Below are 17,661 nucleotides of genomic sequence, written 5' to 3'. Positions count from 1 at the left end.
CGATGACCACCATCGCCCGGGCCACCGACACCCTCACGCGCGACGCGCTCGCGGTCCTCCAGCCCGGCTTCACCGGCACCGCCGCGCCCGACTGGCTGCTGCGCCGCCTCGGCGAGGGGCTGGCCTCCGTCGGCCTGTTCGGCCGCAACATCGCCGGCGCCGAGCAGCTGGCCGCGCTGACCGCGCAGCTGCGCGCCGAGCGCGAGGACGTCCTCGTCGCCATCGACGAGGAGGGCGGCGACGTCACCCGTCTGGAGGTGCGCACCGGCTCCTCCTTCCCCGGCAACCTCGCCCTCGGCGCGGTGGACGACGTGGGGCTCACCCGCGAGGTGGCCGCGGAACTGGGCCGCCGGCTCGCGGACTGCGGAGTCAACCTCAACTGGGCCCCGTCCGCCGACGTGAACTCCAACCCGGACAACCCGGTGATCGGCGTGCGGTCCTTCGGCGCGGGCACCGACCTGGTCGCCCGGCACACCGCCGCGTACGTCACCGGCCTGCAGTCGTCCGGTGTGGCCTCCTGCACCAAGCACTTCCCCGGCCACGGCGACACGGCCGTCGACTCCCACCACGCCGTGCCGCGCATCGACGTGGACGGCGACGTGCTGGCCGCTCGCGATCTGGTCCCCTTCCGCGCGGCCATCGCCGCCGGCAGCCGTGCGGTGATGAGCGCCCACATCCTGGCCCCGGCGCTGGACCCGGACCGTCCGGCAACGTTGTCCCGACGCGTCCTGACCGACCTGCTCCGCGGTGAACTGGGCTACGAGGGCCTGGTCGTCACCGACGGCATCGAGATGCAGGCCATCGCCGGCACGTACGGCATCGAACGCGGCAGCGTGCTGGCCATCGCCGCCGGCGCCGACGCGATCTGCGTGGGCGGGGGCCTCTCCGACGAGGACACGGTACGGCGGTTGAGCGACGCCCTGGTCGAGGCCGTCCGCTCGGGCGAGCTGCCCGAGGAACGCCTGGCCGACGCGGCCGAACGCGTCCGTGCCCTGGCCGGCTGGGCCGCGGCGAACCGTCCGGACGGCCGGGCCGCGGGCACCGCCGACAACGAGGTGGGCCTGCGCGCCGCCCGCCGCGCCCTGCGGCTCACCGGCGCCGACGGTTTCACACCGCTCACCGAACCGCCGTACGTCGCCGCGCTGACGCCGGTCGCGAACATCGCGGTCGGCGACGAGACGCCCTGGGGCATCGCCGCCGAGCTCTCCCGTCTGCTCCCCGGGACGGAGACCGGCACCTTCACCGGCCCGGACGCCGGGGGAGAGGTGCTGGCCGCTGCCGGAAGGCGCCGGATCGTCGCGGTGGTCCGCGATGAGCACCGGCACCCCTGGATGGCGGTGGCCCTGGACACGCTGCTGGCGGCCCGCCCCGACACGATCGTGGTCGAGATGGGCGTCCCCCGCGCCGCGCCCCGCGGATCCCTCCACCTGGCCACCCACGGCGCGGCCCGCGTCTGCGGCCGGGCGGCGGCGGAGGTCGTGGCGGGCGTGTAGCGGTACGCCGAAGGCGCCGGCTCACTCCTGCGGAGGTCGGCGCCTTCGACGCGGGGCGGGTGCCCGGGGCGAGCCACCGTGCGTACGGCGGGCATCGGTAGGCAGGACGAAGGGCGCCGTGCCCACGGCGGGCAGCGGCGCCCTTCGCCCACGGAGCCGTGCGCCGCCGCGCGCCGGACTCGGATCAGATGCCCTGCCAGTCCGGCTTGTGGGCGTACGTGTGCCGGAAGTAGTCGGCGAGCTTCAGCTTGGAGGCCGCGGCCTCGTCGACGACGACCGTGGCGTGCGGGTGGAGCTGGAGCGCGGACGCCGGGCACACGGCCGCGACCGGGCCCTCCACGCTCGCGGCCACCGCGTCCGCCTTGCCCTCGCCGGTGGCGAGCAGCACGACGTGCCTGGCCTCCAGGATGGTGCCGATGCCCTGCGTGATCACGTGGTGCGGCACCTGGTCGATGTCACCTTCGAAGAAGCGCGCGTTGTCGACGCGGGTCTGCTCGGTGAGCGTCTTGATCCGGGTCCGTGAGGCGAGCGAGGAACACGGCTCGTTGAAGCCGATGTGCCCGTCCGTACCGATCCCCAGCAGTTGGAGGTCGACCCCGCCGGCCGCGCCCAGCGCCTCGTCGTACGCCTCGCAGGCGCCCTGCACGTCCGCCGCCGTGCCGTCGGGGCCCATGAACGCGTCCATGCCGATGGCCAGCGGTTCGAGCACCTCGCGCCGCAGCACCGAGCGGTACGACTCCGGGTGCTCCGCCGGGAGCCCCACGTACTCGTCGAGCTGGGCGATCCGCGCCCGCGCGGTGTCCACGGCGCCCGAGCGCACCTGCGCCGCCAGTGCCTCGTACACCGGCAGCGGCGTCGAGCCGGTGGCCACCCCGAGCAGGGCGTCGGGCTTGCGCCGGAGCAGCTCCGCCATGGCCTCGGCGATGAGCTCGCCGCCTGCCCTGGCGTCGGGAACGATGACAACTTCCACGCTGGCCTGCCGTTTCGAAGAGAGGACGAACCCGGGGTCCGGGACTGGCTATGTGGTTTAGACCAATCTAACAGAGCTGGACCCCGCGAGCGCGTCGAACGGTCAGGCCGGTGGGGCCTCACGCCTGCCCCACGCCGATGTCATGTCAGGGAACCTCCCGTAGCGTCCACCCAGCTCCCCGTGACCCACCGGCCCTCGTGCGAGGCGAGGAAGGCGACCACGTCGGCGATCTCGGCCGGAGCCCCCACCCCGCCCAGCGCGGAGAACGCCGCCGCCCGGTCCCAGCCGTCCGCGCTCCCGTGCAGCAGCTCGGCGGTGTTGTCCGTGTCCACGATCCCGGGCGCCACCGAGTTCACCGTGATGCCGCGGGCGCCCAGGACCTTGGAGAGATCGCGCGAGAGCACGTCCAACGCGCCCTTGGTCATCGCGTACGCCATGTTGTCCGGCATCACCGCGGTACGGGCCAGGCCTGAGGAGATGTTGACGACCCGGCCGTGGTCGCGCAGGCGCTCCATCCCGTGCGCGAGGATGAAGAACGGCGCCTTCACGTTGACCGCGAAGACCGCGTCGTACTCCTCCTCGCCTATCTCCGCGATGGGGCGCGTGTTGCCGATACCGGCGTTGTTCACCAGGACGTCCACTCCGTCGGCGTGCCGGTCGAACTCCTCCCACAACGCCTCGGCCGCCCCGGGGGCCCGCAGATCGGCCCTGATCGCGAACGCCGAGCCGCCCGCCGCCTCGATCGCGGCGACCGTCTCCCTCGCCGCGCCCCCGTTCCTGCCGTAGTGCACCGCGACCCGCGCACCGTCGCGGCCCAGCCGCTCCGCGATCCCTCGCCCGATGCCCCTGCTCGCCCCCGTGACGAGAGCTGTCCTGCCCGCAAGCACGCCCATGTCGGCACCCCTCCACAATTTCCTAGTGGTCGCTACAGAAATGACCGTACAGCAGGCCGGCGACATTTCTCTAGTGCCCGCTATAAAATGCACCCCATGGTGAGCAGTGAGCAGAGCGAGCAGGCGGGCGTGCCGGTCCGAAAGGGCAGGACCCGTGGCCGCCCCCGCTCCTTCGACCGGGCGACGGCCCTGGAGAGGGCGCTGATGGCGTTCTGGGAGCACGGTTACGAGGCCACGTCGGTCTCCGACCTCACCCGGGTCATGGACATCGGCGCCCCGAGTCTCTACGCCGCTTTCGGTGACAAGCGCTCGCTCTTCGAGGAGGTCGTCCAGGAGTACGGTGCCCGGTACGGCTCCTTCGGGATGCGTGCCCTCGCCGAGGAGTCCACCGCCCGGGCGGGGGCGGAGCGGATGCTGCGCGAGGCCGCGGTCGAGTACACGGCCCCCGGGCGGCCGCACGGCTGCCTCGTCATCCACGCGGCCGCCAACTGCTCCACCGCCGAGGTCGAGGAGGACCTGCGCCGGCGGCGCAACGCCAACATCGCCGCGATCGAGAGCCGGATCGACGCCGACGTCGACGCGGGCGTACTGCCACCGGACACCGATGCCGCCGCCCTGGCGCGGTACGTCGGCGCCATGATCCAGGGCATGTCCCAGCAGGCGCGCGACGGCGCGAGCCGGGAGGAACTGGAGGCACTCGCGGAAATTGCCCTGGCCGCCTGGCCCCGCGTCCGAGCCAACGGGGGTTAGGCTTCTGCCGGGCGCTCGGACGCCCGAGTGGTCGCCGGAGCGGGCCCGACAACAGCAAACACCGTCCACCGCATGGACACGATGAGTGGTCTAGTCCACAATGGCCACTGAGACACTCACCGTGAGATTCGCGCAAAGTGATCGACAGGCTTCCGCCTTCCCCGCACAGGAGGGCGGACCGAGGATCCGGAGCTCTCTGCCCTGACTGCCCCGGCTCCTCATCCTTCGGCCGACCGGGACCGCACACCCCACGGCCGATGCTGCTCCGGGCTGCGGTGCCGGGAGGGTTGAGGGTCCCTCCCAGGCGCCGCGGCCCGCGGGTGCTTCCGAACCCGGTGAGCGCGCCGGACCTGCACCGCGCACGGTGCCTCCGGCTGCCTCCGAACGCTGTCCGAACCGCCAGGTACGCTCAGCCACGTGCCCTCCATGAACGAACTTGTACGCCAGCACACAGCGCTCGACGACTCCGATCTCGAGTGGCTCCATCTGCTGGTGTCGGAGTGGCAGCTCCTCTCCGACCTCTCCTTCGCCGATCTGGTCCTGTGGGTCCCCACCCGCGACGGCACGCGCTACGTCTCCGTCGCCCAGATGCGCCCCAACACCGGGCCGACCTCGTACCAGGACGACATGGTCGGTCACCTCGTCCCGCGCGGTCGGCGCCCCATGCTCGACGCCGCCCTGGACGAGGGCCGGATCGTGCGCGAGGGAGACCCGGAGTGGCGCGAGGAGGTCCCGGTCCGCGTCGAGTCCATTCCCGTGCGCCGCCAGGGCCGCGTCCTGGGCGTCATCGCCCGCAACACCAACCTGCTCACCGTACGGACCCCGAGCCGCCTGGAACTCACGTACCTGCAGAGCGCCTCCGACCTCGCCCAGATGATCGCGGCCGGTGCCTTCCCGTTCGAGAACCAGCAGCTCGACATGGACGCCTCGCCCCGCGTCGGTGACGGCCTGATCCGGGTCGACGGGGACGGCATCGTCCAGTACGCCTCACCGAACGCCCTGTCGGCCTACCACCGCATGGGCCTCGCCGCCGACCTGGTGGGCCATCACCTCGGCCGGACCACGGCCGAACTGGCTCCGTCCCGCGGCCCCGTGGACGAGGCGCTCGCCAAGGTGGCGAGCGGATGGGCACCCCGCGAGTTCGAGATCGAGGCCCACGACGGGGTCATCCAGTTCCGCGCCATCCCGCTCAAACCCAAGGGCACGCGCATCGGTTCACTGGTACTGCTGCGCGACGTCACGGAACTGCGCCGCCGCGAGCGCGAGTTGATCACCAAGGACGCCACCATCCGGGAGATCCATCACCGGGTGAAGAACAACCTCCAGACGGTGGCGGCCCTGCTCCGCCTCCAGGCGCGGCGGATCGAGTCCGACCGAGGCCGCGAGGCGCTGGAGGAGGCCGTGCGCCGGGTCGGCTCCATCGCGATCGTGCACGAGACGCTCTCCCAGAACCTGGACGAGCGCGTGGAGTTCGACGAAATCGCCGACCGCGTGCTGGCCATGGTGGCGGAGATCTCGCCGGGGCGGGTCACCGGCCGGCGCACCGGTCGCTTCGGCATCCTGGACGCGGAGGTCGCGACCCCCCTGTCGATGGTGCTGACCGAGGTCCTGCAGAACGCGCTGGAACACGGCTTCCGCGAGAGCGACACCGGCACGGTCGAGGTCTCCGCCGTTCGCGGCGGCACCACGAAGGAGGCCCGGCTCCTGGTCACCGTCCAGGACGACGGTGTCGGTCTGCCCGAGGACTTCGACCCGCACCGCTCCGGCAATCTCGGCCTGCAGATCGTGCGCACCCTGGTCGAGGGCGAGCTCGGCGGCAGCTTCGACATGGTCCCCGCCCCCGAGCGCGGCACCCGGGTGATCCTGGACATCCCGGTGCCCGCACAGAAGTAGGGCGCGGTTCGGACCTTCACCGGTCCGGACAGACCAGGCCCTCACCGGTTCCCGCCGCAACCGGACCTTCACAGGCATGGACAGCAAAAAGCCCCGGACCGGTGAAGGTCCGGGGCCAGTGCTCGTGCGATCCATCGTCCGATGCGCATCGGGGGTACTGCGCGCTGCGGCTCGGGAGCGGGGGTTGTGTACGCGCTGTACACGCCGCCAAGCTCAGGCTGTCAGCAGGGGTGGCTGGTCAGGCGGAGGCCTGACGAGCCCGGTTGCGGGCGGCACGGCGCTTCATCGCGCGGCGCTCGTCCTCGCTGAGACCACCCCAGACGCCGGAGTCCTGACCGGACTCGAGCGCCCACTGCAGGCACTGCTCCATGACGGGGCAGCGACGGCAGACGGCCTTGGCTTCCTCGATCTGCAGCAGCGCGGGACCGGTGTTGCCGATGGGGAAGAAGAGCTCGGGGTCTTCCTCGCGGCAAACGGCGCGGTGACGCCAGTCCATGGCTGCTACCTCTCCTTGGTATTACATGCAGGATGCTTGTGAATGTGAACGCTTTCACGAATCCCTCAACAAGGGAAGGGCCTACCGCCAGGTTGCCCGGCGTGGTCCTGTGATTGAAGAGGGGTTCCGGTGATCTGTGGAGGCCGGTGTTGCGGGCCGTCCCGATCGCCAAGAAGAGACTCGCAAACCTCGGCGGCGGATACAACCCCTTCCGGAAAGTTTTTTTTGATTCATCGGTGTCGACTAGGTCACAGCCGTACTTCCTGGGGGTGGATCCTGGTCTAAACGTTCGAGTGAAAGGACTTTCGCCCCTTCTGCTCACACAATCACACGCAGTGCACGGCGTACGCCTGTGAACGTCACGCTTGTTCGCAGCCCCAGGTGGTCACCGTCCATCTGAAGGGGCAGCGGCACCTTCGATTGCAAGGTGAAGTCGGTCAAGTCGTGCAGGGAGACGGCGTGCCGACCTCGGGGTCCGCGCTCGGGGGACGAAGTGAGCAACTGGGTGCCATACCGGGCAACCGCGGCCGCCGACAGGCGGCTGAGGCCGAAGACGTCGAGCGCGGTGTCGAACGAGGCCTCGGGTGACGCGTAGATCGGGCGATTGCCGAGGAACGTCCAGGGGCATGTGTTCGAGACTATGGACAGCACCAGGTCGGTGATCGGGTCCTCGCCGGTCCGCTCCAGCGTGATCGTCCCGTTGCGTCGGTGCGGTTCGCCGACGAGCGCGCGCATCACCTGGCGGACGTAGAGGGCGTGTGTCGACCTCTTGCCGCGTTCGCGGTGCTGCTCGACGCGGCCGACCACGCCCGCGTCGAAACCCAACCCGGCGTTGAAGGTGAACCAGCGGGACGGCACCGCCTCGTCCTCCGTGCCCGGTGTACCCGAGGCCAGGCCGAGTCCGACGGTCCGCTCACTGCCGTTGCGCAGTGCGTCCAGCAGGGCGCCGGTGGCCTCCACCGCGTGGTTGGGCAGGCCGAGGGCGCGGGCGAAGACGTTGGTGGAACCACCGGGGACCACGGCAAGGCCGGGCAGGTGCTCCGGGTCGGGGCCGGCGTGCAGCAGGCCGTTGACGACCTCGTTCACCGTGCCGTCGCCGCCGAGGGCCACCACCAGCTCGACGTCGTCGCTCTGCGCGGCCTGCCGACCGAGGTCCCGGGCGTGGCCGCGGTACTCGGTGGTGACCGCCTCCAGCTTCATCTCGCTGGCGAGCGCGTGGATCAGCACGTCGCGCGTGCGCGCGCTCGTGGTGGTTGCCGCCGGATTGACCACGAGAAGTGCACGCATGCTGTGCAGGGTACCTACTGGGCGGTACCCGGCCCAGACCGAGGGGGAGATCGCCGCGGGCCGCGGGCGCGCGTGGCCGGGCCGGGCGCGCCCGCCGGTAGTGCGGCGGCGGGATGCGCCAGCGGGTCGGGCGCGGGACGCGCCCACGGGCGCCAGTGTGCCGAGGGCTACCCTGCTGGGGTGAGCAGTGAGCGAAACCCCACCCCCGAAGCCGTCGCAGAGGCGGGCCCCCGCCCCGGGCGGCTGACCGCCGCGGCCGCCCTGGCCGCACTGGAGGGGCTGGCGCTCGTCGTCGGCGGAGCCTGGATGCTCGTGGGCGGTCTCACGGGCCACCCCGACGACCGGACCTCCGCCGTCACCGGCGGTGTCACCCTGATCGTCCTCGCCCTGCTGCCGCTGCTCGCCGCCCGTGGTCTGCTCGCGCGGCGGGGCTGGAGCCGGGGACCCGCCATCATCACGCAGATCATGGCGCTGCCCGTGGCCTACAACATGCTGAACGCCGACAGCGTCGCCATTCCGGCGGGCATCGTCCTCGCCGTCGTGGCGGTCACGGCGCTGGTGCTGCTGGTGAACCCGGCGACCACCCGGGCCCTCGGCATCCGGGGACCGGGCAACGCGCAGAAGTAGCCGCCGCCCGGCGACCGACCGTCGGCACGGACGTGGGCGCGAGCACCGCCCGGGCGGCCCCCCGGCGCCGCGGCTACTCCTCGACCAGCAGCTTCTCCCGCAGCTGCGCCAGCGTTCGCGCCAGCAGCCGCGACACGTGCATCTGGGAGATGCCGACCTCCTGCGCGATCTGCGACTGGGTCATGTTGCCGAAGAAGCGCAGCAGGAGGATCCGCTTCTCCCGCGGCGGCAGATCCTCCAGCAGCGGCTTGAGGGACTCGCGGTACTCGACGCCCTCCAGGGCCTCGTCCTCGGCCCCGAGGGTGTCCGCGACCGCCGGGGACTCGTCGTCGGTGTCCGGGACGTCCAGGGACAGCGTGGAGTACGCGTTGGCGGACTCCAGGCCCTCCAGGACCTCCTCCTCCGAGATCGACAGCTTCTCGGCGAGTTCGTGGACGGTGGGGGAGCGGCCGTGCAGCTGCGAGAGCTCCGCGGTGGCCGTCGTCAGCGCCAGCCGCAGCTCCTGCAGCCGGCGCGGCACCCGTACCGCCCAGCCCTTGTCCCGGAAGTGCCGTTTGATCTCGCCGACGACCGTCGGGGTCGCGTACGTGGAGAACTCCACCCCGCGGTCCGGGTCGAAGCGGTCGACCGACTTGATCAGTCCGATGGTGGCGACCTGGGTGAGGTCGTCCAGGGGCTCGCCGCGGTTGCGGAAGCGGCGCGCGAGGTGCTCGACGAGCGGGAGGTGCATGCGGACGAGCCGGTTGCGCAGCTCCGCGTACTCTGGACTGTCCTTCTCCAGGGTGCGCAACTCGGCGAACATCAGGCGCGCCCCGCTGCGGTCCTGCGGGTCGTGGCGCGTGCCCTGCGTGCCCCGTGCACCCGGCGCGCCGTCCTCGGAATGTCGCTCGTGCTCGCTCATCGTCCCGCCCGTCGCCCTTCCCCGAGCCTTCGCCTCCGCTCGGACGGGCCGGACGGGGGTGTCCCCGGTCCGCTGCCCGTCGCCCGGGACGACGGCCTCGGGCGAGGCCTCGTCCTGAGGATGCGGCCGGGCCTGCTCGGGGATGCCGTCGATACCGTCCGTCATGCGTCGGATCTCGTTCTCGGCACGTGTGCCCTCGGCCGGCCGCTCCCGTGTGCCGCGCTCTTCGTCCCGCACCGGCCCCTCCCCGTTCCTCACGCCGGCCCGGGACCCGCGCCGCGCTGTTTGTAGAGGCTGATCGAAACGGTGTTGTCCTCGTCCACGGCGGAGGAGACCTTGCCCGCGAGGGCGGACAGCACGGTCCAGGCGAAGGTGTCCCGCGAGGGGGCGTGGCCGTCCGTGGTCGGCGCCGAGACGGTGACCTCGAGCGAGTCGTCGACGAGGCGGAAGACACAACTGAGCACCGAGCCGGGCACAGCCTGCTGAAGCAGGATCGCGCAGGCCTCGTCGACTGCGATGCGCAGGTCCTCGATCTCGTCGAGGGTGAAGTCCAAACGGGCCGCGAGACCGGCCGTGGCCGTACGCAGCACCGACAGGTAGGCACCCGCGGCCGGCAGCCGGACCTCGACGAAGTCCTGGGTCGCGGGCTCGCCTGCGTTCTGGGACACCCTCACCTCCAAGGTGGTACAAGCGTTACAGGGCCGAGGCTCGCCCTCGGGGTAACGCGATACGTGGTTCAGCGGTGACGTTATCGCGCTCCGAACTTTCCTGTCCCCGAGACCCCAACCCCTTGCTGTCACTCATAGTAAACACCTGAACACGCACAGTGGCTAGGGGTTCGGCGGGCTCAAATCGGAAGAGCGCGCGCCGGGTTGACGTACCCAGGCCTCAGACGGTCGAACCGTCCCGGACCGAGGTCACACGAGTACGTGATCCACGAAACACCAGCGCCAGTTCTCGCCGGGCTCGAAGGTACGCATCACCGGGTGGCCGGTCTCCTTGTGGTGCGCCGTCGCGTGCTGCCTCGGCGAGGAGTCGCAGCAGCCGACGTGACCGCACACGAGGCACAGCCTCAGCTGCACCGGGTCCGTGCCTTCGGCCAGACACTCCGGGCAGGTCTCGCTGCGCGGCTCCGGTTCCGGGTGCGGCAGCGCGTCGGCGTGCGTGCACTGTTTCATGATTGCCAGGTTACGACGGGTGTGCGGATCACCGCGCGGAAATCGAGGGCGGGCGAGGACGATGGACGTGATGCCACTGCTGTTGCTGGTGGCGGGAAGCGCCGCGATCGCCGCGGCGGGCCGGCGGCTGCCGGTGCCGGCACCGCTGCTGCTGGTGGCGGTGGGCCTGGCGGTGAGCTATGTGCCCGGCGTGCCCGACTACACCCTCGACCCGCACATCGTCCTGCCGCTGCTGCTGCCCCCGCTGCTGCACACCGCGGCCACCGGCAGCTCCTACCTCGACCTGCGGGCGCAACTGCGCCCCGTGGCGCTGCTGTCCGTCGGCTACGTGCTCTTCGCGACCTTCGTCGTCGGCGCCGCCGTGTACCTGATCGTGCCGGGGCTGCCCCTCACCGCGGCCCTGGTGCTCGGCGCGGTGGTGGCGCCGCCCGACGCCGTCGCCGCCACGGCGGTGGCCCGCCGCGTGGGACTGCCGAACCGGATCACCACGATCCTCCAGGGCGAGTCCCTGGTGAACGACGCCACCGCGATCACCGCCTTCCGGGTGGCGCTCGCGGCGGCGGTCGGCGAGGGCGCCACCTGGGCCGGCGGGGTCGTCGAGTTCCTGATCGCGGCGGTCGGTGGCGTCGGCGTCGGGCTGGTGCTGATGGTGCCGCTCCACTGGCTGCGCACGCACGTGAAGGAGGCTCTTCTCCAGAACACGCTCTCCCTGCTGATCCCGTTCGCCGCCTACGCGGTCGCCGAGCAGGTACACGCGTCCGGGGTGCTCGCGGTGGTGGTCGTCGCGCTCTGTCTGGGCCACCGCGCGTGGGAGGTCGATTTCGCCACCCGCCTCCAGGAGGACGCGGTGTGGAAGATGGTCGCGTTCGTACTGGAGTCCTCGGTGTTCGCCCTCATCGGGCTCCAGTTGCCCGTGGTCCTCGAGGGTCTCGGGGACTACGAGGCCATCGACGCCGCCTGGTACGCGGTCGCCGTCTTCCTGGTGGTCGCCGTCGCCCGCTTCGTATGGGTGTTCCCGGCGACCTACCTGCCGCGCCTGTCGGCACGCGTGCGCGCGGGAGAGGGGGAACTCTCCTGGAGAGGGCCGTTCGTGATCAGTTGGGCCGGAATGCGGGGCGTGGTCTCACTGGCCATCGCCTTCTCCATCCCGCTCACCGTGCACGGCGGCGAGCCCTTCCCCGAGCGCAACCTCATCCTGTTCCTCACCTTCACCACGGTCATCGGCACGCTGGTCGTCCAGGGCGTCACCCTGCCGCCGCTGATCCGCCTGCTGAAGTTCCCCGCCCACGACGTACAGGTCGAGACGCTCGCGGAGGCCAACGCCCAGGCGCAGGCGTCCCGCGCCGCCGAGCAGCGTCTGGACGACCTCCTCGCCGACGAGCGCAACGCCCTGCCGACCCCCCTCGCCGACCGTCTCCGCACGGTCCTGGAACGCCGCCGCAACGCCGTCTGGGAACGGCTCGGCCAGGTCAACCCGGTCACCGGCGAGTCCGTCGACGACACCTACCGGCGGCTGTCCCGAGAGATGATCGGAGCCGAGCGCGAGGTCTTCGTCCGGCTCCGGGACGGCCGCTACATCGACGACGAGATGTTGCGGACCCTGCTGCGCCGGCTGGACCTGGAGGAGGCGGCGGCGTACCGGGAGACGACGTAGGGCGTGCCGGGCGTCCCGCAACGAGCCGAAGGACAGGAGCGGCGTCCCGCTGAGAACGGGCGGGGGCCGGGCCGGCAGGGCGGTCCGGGTCAGGAGAAGGGGCGGCCGGTGACGACCGCGGCCACGGTCGCCCCGCGTGGGAAGGCACCCTCCTGGGCCAGGGTGACCAGGGCGTGGAGCATCTTGGCGACGTAGACGCGCTCCACGGGGAGGCCGTGACGGCGTTCGAAGTCCTCGGCGAAGGAGTCGAGCCCGGAACCGGTGCGGGCGTAGCCGCCGCCGTGGAAGCGGTCGTCGAGGCTCCACTCGCCGCGCGGTCCGCCGAACGCGCGGTCCTGGAGCCACCGTATGTCGTCGGCCAGGAAACCGCCCTTGAGCACGGGTATGCCCAGCGCCCGCAGTCCCCTGGGGAGACCGGCGGCCAGCCCCGCGAGCGTGCCGCCGGTGCCGCAGGCGAGGGCGACCACGTCGGCGTGCCCGCCCAGTTCCTCGCCGAGCGCCCGGCAGCCGCGCACGGCCGCCGGGTTGCTGCCGCCCTCGGGCACGACGACCCCGTCCTCGGCGTCGACCGCGCGCAGGAGCGCCGCCAGTACGTCCGGTTCCGTCTTGCGGCGGTACGTCGAGCGGTCGACGAAGTGCAGTCGCATGCCGTCGGCCACGCACCGGGCCAGCGAGGGATTCAGCGGCCGGTCGGCCAGTTCATGACCGCGCACCACGCCCACCGTGGGCAGTCCCAGCAGTCGGCCGGCGGCGGCCGTGGCACGCAGATGGTTGGAGTACGCGCCGCCGAACGTGACGACCGTACGACCGGCCGCCGTGGCGAGATTCGGCGCGAGTTTGCGCCATTTGTTGCCGACCAGCTCCGGATGGATCAGGTCGTCGCGCTTCAGCAGCAGCCGCACCCCACGCCGTTCGAACCGCTCGTCGGCGACCTCGTGCAGCGGAGAGGGCAGGCGGGGGCGCAGGGCGGCGAGGTCGGAGGTGTCGGTTCCGGTCACCCCGCCATTGTCCCGCCGCCCGCGACCGGCGCACCCGTCACTTCAGCCGGTCGCGGATCCGCGCCCGCATCGACGCCATCGTGAACCCCCGCGGGTCCACCTTCCCGGGCTGCCATTCCAGGTGGCCGATGACGGATCGCTCGTTCCAGCCGTGATGCCGGCAGACCGCGGCCGCGGCCCGCTCGATCGCCTCCAACTGCGCGGCCGGCCAGGGGTCCTCGCCGTCGCCCAAGTTCTCGCACTCGAAACCGTAGAAATGCCGGTTGCCGTCGGTGTTCGCCTCGTTGTCCCTGGGCAGCGCCTTCTCCGCGATCACCGCGCGCAGCACGTCGTCGTCGCCCAGCCCGGCGTGGTTGGCCCGGCCGTACCCGACCAGGTGGACCTTGCCGTCCTTGGTGATGACTCCGTGGCACAGCGGCCCGGGCAGCCCGTCGTAGCCCTTGCGGCAGACCTCCACGGTCCGCGCGCTGCCCTTGGTGACGGTGTGGTGGATCATCACGCCGTGCACGGGCCCCCAGGGGCCCTTGTGGTTGCGGTTGTGGTCCCGCCAGTCGCCGACCTGGACGACGGCGAGGCCCTCCGCCTTCAGTGCCTTGAGGAAACTGCTCGCGGACATGGGTGAGGCCACGGCCGACTCCTTCACGCTGCGTGACGACCGCCCGGCGCGACCGCCTCGTACGGTGCTTGTACCGAAACGGAGTGCTACCTATGACTTGTTCGGGCCGTGTGCGAGTCGTTTCGGACAATCCCGTTCCGGCCGACAACCCCGGCCGACGCCGGGGCGCGCCCGACAAGCCGCCGAGACGCCGGAACGAGTCCCCCTGTCTGCCCGGGCGACCGGTGATCCATTCCCGCTCTTTCGGGTAATAGCACCGGCACGCTCCGTGAGGGAGGGTGGCCCACGTACATCGATGCCGGGCGCAGCCGTCCGGCATGACCGGGAGGGCAATTCCTTATGTCGGTAGGCGAAGAGGTCCGCACCGAGCAGACCAGGCCGCAGCAGAGCCTCGGCACGGCGGCCGCGCGGAACCTGGCCACCACGACCAAGTCCGTTCCTCAGATGCAGGAGATCAGCTCCCGCTGGCTGCTGCGCACGCTTCCGTGGGTCGACATCCAGGGCGGCACGTACCGGGTGAACCGGCGCATGACCTTCGCCGTCGGCGACGGCCGGGTCACGTTCGTGAAGACCGGCGACCGCGTCGAGGTCATCCCCGCGGAGCTGGGCGAACTGCCGGCCCTGCGGTCGTACGAGGACGAGGAGGTGCTCTCGGAACTCGCGCAGCGCTGTGCGCAGCGGGAGTTCGGCCCCGGCGAGGTGATCGCCTCGTTCGGCGCCCGGGCCGACGAGGTGTACCTGCTGGCCCACGGCAAGGTGGAGAAGGTCGGCACCGGCCCCTACGGCGACGACGCGGTGCTCGGCGTCCTCGCCGACGGCGCCTACTTCGGCGACGAGGCGCTGCTGGACGGGGACGCCATCTGGGAGTACACCGCCCGCACGGTCACCGCGTGCACGGTGCTCGTCCTGCCCCGCCAGGAGGTGGAGCAGATCGCGGAGCGCTCGGACTCCCTGCGTGTCCACCTCGAGGAGCGCCGCTCGCTCCCCGACCAGCCCACCAACAGGCACGGCGAGAAGGCGATCGACCTCTCCGCCGGACACAGCGGCGAGCCGGACATCCCGCACACCTTCGTCGACTACGAGGCACGCCCCCGTGAGTACGAGCTGAGCGTCGCCCAGACCGTGCTGCGGATCCACTCGCGCGTGGCCGACCTCTACAACCAGCCGATGAACCAGACGGAGCAGCAGATCCGGCTGACCGTCGAGGCGTTGAAGGAGCGCCAGGAGCACGAGCTCGTCAACAACCGTGAGTTCGGCCTGCTGCACAACTGCGAGTACGACCAGCGGATCCAGCCGCACGAAGGCGTCCCCGGCCCGGACGACCTGGACGAGCTGCTGAGCCGGCGGCGCGGCACCAAGCTGCTCCTCGCCCATCCGCGCGCCATCGCCGCGATCGGCCGTGAGCTCAACAAGCGCGGACTCGTGCCGGAGACGATCGACATCGCCGGCAACCGCATCCCGACCTGGCGCGGGGTGCCCATCTACCCGTGCAACAAGATCCCGGTCACCGAGGCCCGTACGACGTCGATCATCGCGATGCGTACCGGCGAGCAGGACCAGGGCGTGATCGGCCTGCGGGCCACCGGCATCCCCGACGAGATCGAGCCGAGTCTGTCGGTGCGCTTCATGGGCATCAACGAGCAGGCCATCATCAAATACCTGGTCACGGCCTACTACTCGGCCGCCGTCCTGGTACCGGACGCGCTCGGCGTTCTGGAGAACGTCGAGATCGGCCGCTGGCGGTGACGCCGCTGCCCCGTACGCCGTGTTCCCGCCCGCCCGGGCGGGTAGATCCCGGGGGTACGGTCGCGGGCGCATGGGGGGAAGTGAGTCGATGACGGAGGCTCCGCACGGCACCGCCGGAGCGCGCCGGCCCACCGGCACGCTGGAGAGGCAAGGGGGCATCGGCGGGCAGCGGGACGAGGAGCCGGACAGCCTCTCCGACGGACACGAGGCGGCGGCGCTCCTGCGGGAGTCCCGGGCGTCGGTCGAACCCGGGCTGCGGTCCGCCGTCGCGTCGCTGCCCGCGTCGATGCGGCGGATCGCGCTCTACCACTTCGGCTGGCAGCACGCGGACGGCACACCCGCCGCGGGCAACGCGGGAAAGGCGATCCGCCCCGCGCTCGTCCTGGCCTCGGCCGCCGCGCTCGGTGGGCCCGCGGCCCGGGCGGCGGCGGTGCCGGCCGCGGCGGCGGTGGAACTGGTCCACAACTTCACGTTGCTGCACGACGACGTGATGGACCGTGACACCACCCGGCGCCACCGGCCCACCGCGTGGACCGTGTTCGGCGACGCCGACGCGATCCTCGCCGGGGACGCCCTCCAGGCGCTGGCCCTTCGGCTGCTCGCCGCGGACCCGCACCCGGCGTCGGCGGCGGCGGCCGCCCGGCTCGCCGACTGCGTCATGGAACTCTGCGAGGGCCAGCACGCGGACACGGCCATGGAGCGGCGCGCCCCGGACGAGGTCACCCTCGACGAGACGCTCGCCATGGCCGAGGCCAAGACGGGCGCCCTGCTGGGATGCGCCTGTGCCCTCGGCGCGCTGTACGCCGGGGCCGCCGACCAGGACGTGGAGGCACTGGACGCCTTCGGCCGGGAGGCCGGGTTGGCGTTCCAGCTCATCGACGACGTCATCGGCATATGGGGCGACCCGCGCCGTACCGGCAAGCCGGCCGGCGCGGACCTGGCCGCCCGCAAGAAGTCCCTGCCGGTGGTCGCCGCCCTCACCTCCGGCACCCCTGCCGCCGCCGAACTCGCCGCGCTGTACGCGGCACCGTACGACGAGGACAGGGAGGACCTGGAGCGCAGCGCACTGGCAGTGGAGCGGGCGGGCGGCCGGGACTGGGCCCAGACCCAGGCGGCCGACCGCATGGCGCGGGCGATGCAGGAACTGGCCCGTGCCGTGCCCGACCCGGGGGCTGCGGGCGGCCTCCTCGCGCTGGCCGAGTTCGTGACCCGGCGCAGCACCTGACCCTCCCCGGCCGTCCGGCGCTCCGGTCGGGCCGGGCGGCCCGGCAGGACCCCGGAGCCCGTACAGGGCCGTACGGACCTGACCGACGTACGGCCGCCCGCTGAGGGCTCCGGTCCGGCGGGTCCCGCACTTCCCCACGGTGTGCGGGGCCCGCCCTCCAGACGTTCGTCCGGGAACGCTCCCCACCGTCCGCCGAAGGCGACGGATAGGCTCAACCGCCGTACGCGTGAACGCGGTTGAGGTGAGAGGGTGGACGTGGCATGGGTGTGGCGATCCGGACGGCGCGGGAAAGCGACCGGGAACTGGTTGTCCGGCTGCTGGACGAGGCGTTCCAGGACGATCCGGTGAGCGGTTGGGTCTTCCCCGGCGAGGAGTACCGACGCCGGACTCACCACCGGCTCATGGCCGCATTCACCGACGCCGTGCTCGCAGACGGGCGTATCGACCTAACCGAGGACGGCGCGGCATGCGCGCTCTGGCTGTCCGTACCCGCGGGCGAGGACTCCGGCGAGGAGCGCGGTGACGGCGGGGACGACGTCCCCGTCCTGGTCCGTGAGGCCGTCGACCCGGAGAACGAGCGGGTGGAGCTGATAGCCCGGCTGACGGACGGCATCCACCCCTCCGACCGGGCCCACGAGTACCTGTGGATGATCGGCGTGGCCCCCGACCGGCAGGGCGAGGGGCTGGGCACCGCGCTCATCGAGTCGGTCCTGGACCGGTGCGACCGCGAGGGGTTGCCCGCCTATCTGGAAGCGAGCAGCGGCCGCAGCCGGGAACTGTACGAACGGCTCGGCTTCGAGTGCACCGGCCGGGCCCTGGACCTGCCGGACGGTCCCAGGATGTGGCCGATGTGGCGTGAGCCGCGGCAAAGCGCTTGAACCGCTCTCCTCGCAGTGCTGGAGAACGGAATGGGTTCCCGGTGGTGCCGAGCACC

General features: G+C 71.8%; 17 protein-coding genes. 8 read left to right on the top strand and 9 right to left on the bottom strand.

Annotated features, from left to right (window positions below; genetic code table 11):
* Positions 1-2 precede the first annotated feature (2 nt).
* The gene (locus tag IE142_RS18810) at positions 3-1,493 is read left to right on the top strand and encodes a glycoside hydrolase family 3 protein (RefSeq protein ID WP_191886845.1); all 1,491 of its coding nucleotides are present in this window, start codon (positions 3-5) and stop codon (positions 1,491-1,493) included.
* Positions 1,494-1,677: 184 nt separating this feature from the next.
* Here the strand turns inward: IE142_RS18810 and nagB are convergent, their stop codons facing one another.
* Together nagB and IE142_RS18800 are read right to left on the bottom strand one after the other, a co-directional pair.
* The gene (nagB, locus tag IE142_RS18805) at positions 1,678-2,463 is read right to left on the bottom strand and encodes a glucosamine-6-phosphate deaminase (protein WP_191886844.1); all 786 of its coding nucleotides are present in this window, start codon (positions 2,461-2,463) and stop codon (positions 1,678-1,680) included.
* A gap of 140 nt (positions 2,464-2,603) precedes the next feature.
* Complete coding sequence (locus IE142_RS18800; protein WP_191886843.1) at positions 2,604-3,356, bottom strand: SDR family oxidoreductase; 753 nt, start codon at positions 3,354-3,356, stop codon at positions 2,604-2,606.
* Positions 3,357-3,452: 96 nt separating this feature from the next.
* Between IE142_RS18800 and IE142_RS18795 the strand changes: the two genes are divergently transcribed.
* Entirely contained in the window at positions 3,453-4,106 is a 654-nt protein-coding gene (locus tag IE142_RS18795) for a TetR/AcrR family transcriptional regulator (protein WP_191886842.1), read from the top strand.
* A gap of 417 nt (positions 4,107-4,523) precedes the next feature.
* The gene (locus IE142_RS18790) at positions 4,524-5,999 is read left to right on the top strand and encodes a sensor histidine kinase (RefSeq protein WP_191886841.1); all 1,476 of its coding nucleotides are present in this window, start codon (positions 4,524-4,526) and stop codon (positions 5,997-5,999) included.
* Positions 6,000-6,237: 238 nt separating this feature from the next.
* On the opposite strand, the gene IE142_RS18785 is transcribed toward IE142_RS18790, so the two are convergent.
* Positions 6,238-6,495, bottom strand: coding sequence for a WhiB family transcriptional regulator (locus IE142_RS18785; protein WP_003973730.1), 258 nt, complete (start codon positions 6,493-6,495; stop codon positions 6,238-6,240).
* A gap of 318 nt (positions 6,496-6,813) precedes the next feature.
* On the bottom strand, positions 6,814-7,782 hold the full coding sequence (locus tag IE142_RS18780) for a diacylglycerol/lipid kinase family protein (protein ID WP_191886840.1): 969 nt from the start codon (positions 7,780-7,782) through the stop codon (positions 6,814-6,816).
* Positions 7,783-7,962: 180 nt separating this feature from the next.
* On the opposite strand from IE142_RS18780, the gene IE142_RS18775 reads away from it, so the two are divergent.
* Positions 7,963-8,409 carry a hypothetical protein gene (locus tag IE142_RS18775; protein WP_191886839.1) on the top strand — a complete coding sequence of 149 codons (447 nt, stop codon included), beginning with the start codon at positions 7,963-7,965 and terminating at the stop codon, positions 8,407-8,409.
* 73 nt (positions 8,410-8,482) lie between these two features.
* Here IE142_RS18775 and IE142_RS18770 read toward each other — a convergent pair whose 3' ends face one another.
* The 3 genes from IE142_RS18770 to IE142_RS18760 all read right to left on the bottom strand — a co-directional run bounded on the left by IE142_RS18770 (position 8,483) and on the right by IE142_RS18760 (position 10,488).
* Positions 8,483-9,547 carry an RNA polymerase sigma factor SigF gene (locus IE142_RS18770; protein WP_191886838.1) on the bottom strand — a complete coding sequence of 355 codons (1,065 nt, stop codon included), beginning with the start codon at positions 9,545-9,547 and terminating at the stop codon, positions 8,483-8,485.
* A 17-nt stretch (positions 9,548-9,564) separates the two neighbouring features.
* Entirely contained in the window at positions 9,565-9,978 is a 414-nt protein-coding gene (locus tag IE142_RS18765; RefSeq protein ID WP_043380065.1) for an ATP-binding protein, read from the bottom strand.
* 249 nt (positions 9,979-10,227) lie between these two features.
* Entirely contained in the window at positions 10,228-10,488 is a 261-nt protein-coding gene (locus IE142_RS18760; protein WP_043380062.1) for a UBP-type zinc finger domain-containing protein, read from the bottom strand.
* A 61-nt stretch (positions 10,489-10,549) separates the two neighbouring features.
* On the opposite strand from IE142_RS18760, the gene IE142_RS18755 reads away from it, so the two are divergent.
* Positions 10,550-12,142, top strand: a complete 1,593-nt coding sequence (locus tag IE142_RS18755; protein WP_191886837.1) for a Na+/H+ antiporter — start codon at positions 10,550-10,552, stop codon at positions 12,140-12,142.
* Positions 12,143-12,231: 89 nt separating this feature from the next.
* On the opposite strand, the gene IE142_RS18750 is transcribed toward IE142_RS18755, so the two are convergent.
* Both IE142_RS18750 and IE142_RS18745 read right to left on the bottom strand, forming a co-directional pair.
* Positions 12,232-13,140 (bottom strand): 1-aminocyclopropane-1-carboxylate deaminase/D-cysteine desulfhydrase, encoded by a 909-nt coding sequence (locus tag IE142_RS18750; protein ID WP_191886836.1) that lies wholly within the window; start codon positions 13,138-13,140, stop codon positions 12,232-12,234.
* 37 nt (positions 13,141-13,177) lie between these two features.
* Positions 13,178-13,768, bottom strand: a complete 591-nt coding sequence (locus IE142_RS18745; protein WP_191886835.1) for an N-acetylmuramoyl-L-alanine amidase — start codon at positions 13,766-13,768, stop codon at positions 13,178-13,180.
* Positions 13,769-14,095: 327 nt separating this feature from the next.
* On the opposite strand from IE142_RS18745, the gene IE142_RS18740 reads away from it, so the two are divergent.
* From IE142_RS18740 to IE142_RS18730, 3 genes are all read left to right on the top strand, one after another.
* A complete protein-coding gene (locus IE142_RS18740; RefSeq protein ID WP_191886834.1) occupies positions 14,096-15,502 on the top strand; it encodes a family 2B encapsulin nanocompartment shell protein in 1,407 nt (468 codons plus the stop codon).
* An 88-nt stretch (positions 15,503-15,590) separates the two neighbouring features.
* A complete protein-coding gene (locus IE142_RS18735; protein WP_191886833.1) occupies positions 15,591-16,727 on the top strand; it encodes a family 2 encapsulin nanocompartment cargo protein polyprenyl transferase in 1,137 nt (378 codons plus the stop codon).
* A gap of 260 nt (positions 16,728-16,987) precedes the next feature.
* A complete protein-coding gene (locus IE142_RS18730) occupies positions 16,988-17,605 on the top strand; it encodes a GNAT family N-acetyltransferase (RefSeq protein WP_191886832.1) in 618 nt (205 codons plus the stop codon).
* Positions 17,606-17,661 lie beyond the last annotated feature (56 nt).

Origin of the sequence: Streptomyces mutabilis, assembly GCF_014649815.1 — a bacterium.
GTDB classification, from domain to species: domain Bacteria; phylum Actinomycetota; class Actinomycetes; order Streptomycetales; family Streptomycetaceae; genus Streptomyces; species Streptomyces mutabilis.
Note: the sequence above shows the minus strand (reverse complement) of the source record. Positions and strands in the feature narration are given on the sequence as shown.

Excerpts from the sequence above, each read along its gene's own strand:
- IE142_RS18810 (WP_191886845.1), top strand. The coding sequence starts at position 3 with ATGACCACCATCGCCCGGGCCACCGACACCCTCACGCGCGACGCGCTC.
- IE142_RS18800 (WP_191886843.1), bottom strand. The coding sequence starts at position 3,356 with ATGGGCGTGCTTGCGGGCAGGACAGCTCTCGTCACGGGGGCGAGCAGG.
- IE142_RS18795 (WP_191886842.1), top strand. The coding sequence starts at position 3,453 with ATGGTGAGCAGTGAGCAGAGCGAGCAGGCGGGCGTGCCGGTCCGAAAG.
- IE142_RS18785 (WP_003973730.1), bottom strand. The coding sequence starts at position 6,495 with ATGGACTGGCGTCACCGCGCCGTTTGCCGCGAGGAAGACCCCGAGCTC.
- IE142_RS18780 (WP_191886840.1), bottom strand. The coding sequence starts at position 7,782 with ATGCGTGCACTTCTCGTGGTCAATCCGGCGGCAACCACCACGAGCGCG.
- IE142_RS18760 (WP_043380062.1), bottom strand. The coding sequence starts at position 10,488 with ATGAAACAGTGCACGCACGCCGACGCGCTGCCGCACCCGGAACCGGAG.
- IE142_RS18755 (WP_191886837.1), top strand. The coding sequence starts at position 10,550 with ATGGACGTGATGCCACTGCTGTTGCTGGTGGCGGGAAGCGCCGCGATC.
- IE142_RS18740 (WP_191886834.1), top strand. The coding sequence starts at position 14,096 with ATGTCGGTAGGCGAAGAGGTCCGCACCGAGCAGACCAGGCCGCAGCAG.
- IE142_RS18735 (WP_191886833.1), top strand. The coding sequence starts at position 15,591 with ATGACGGAGGCTCCGCACGGCACCGCCGGAGCGCGCCGGCCCACCGGC.
- IE142_RS18730 (WP_191886832.1), top strand. The coding sequence starts at position 16,988 with ATGGGTGTGGCGATCCGGACGGCGCGGGAAAGCGACCGGGAACTGGTT.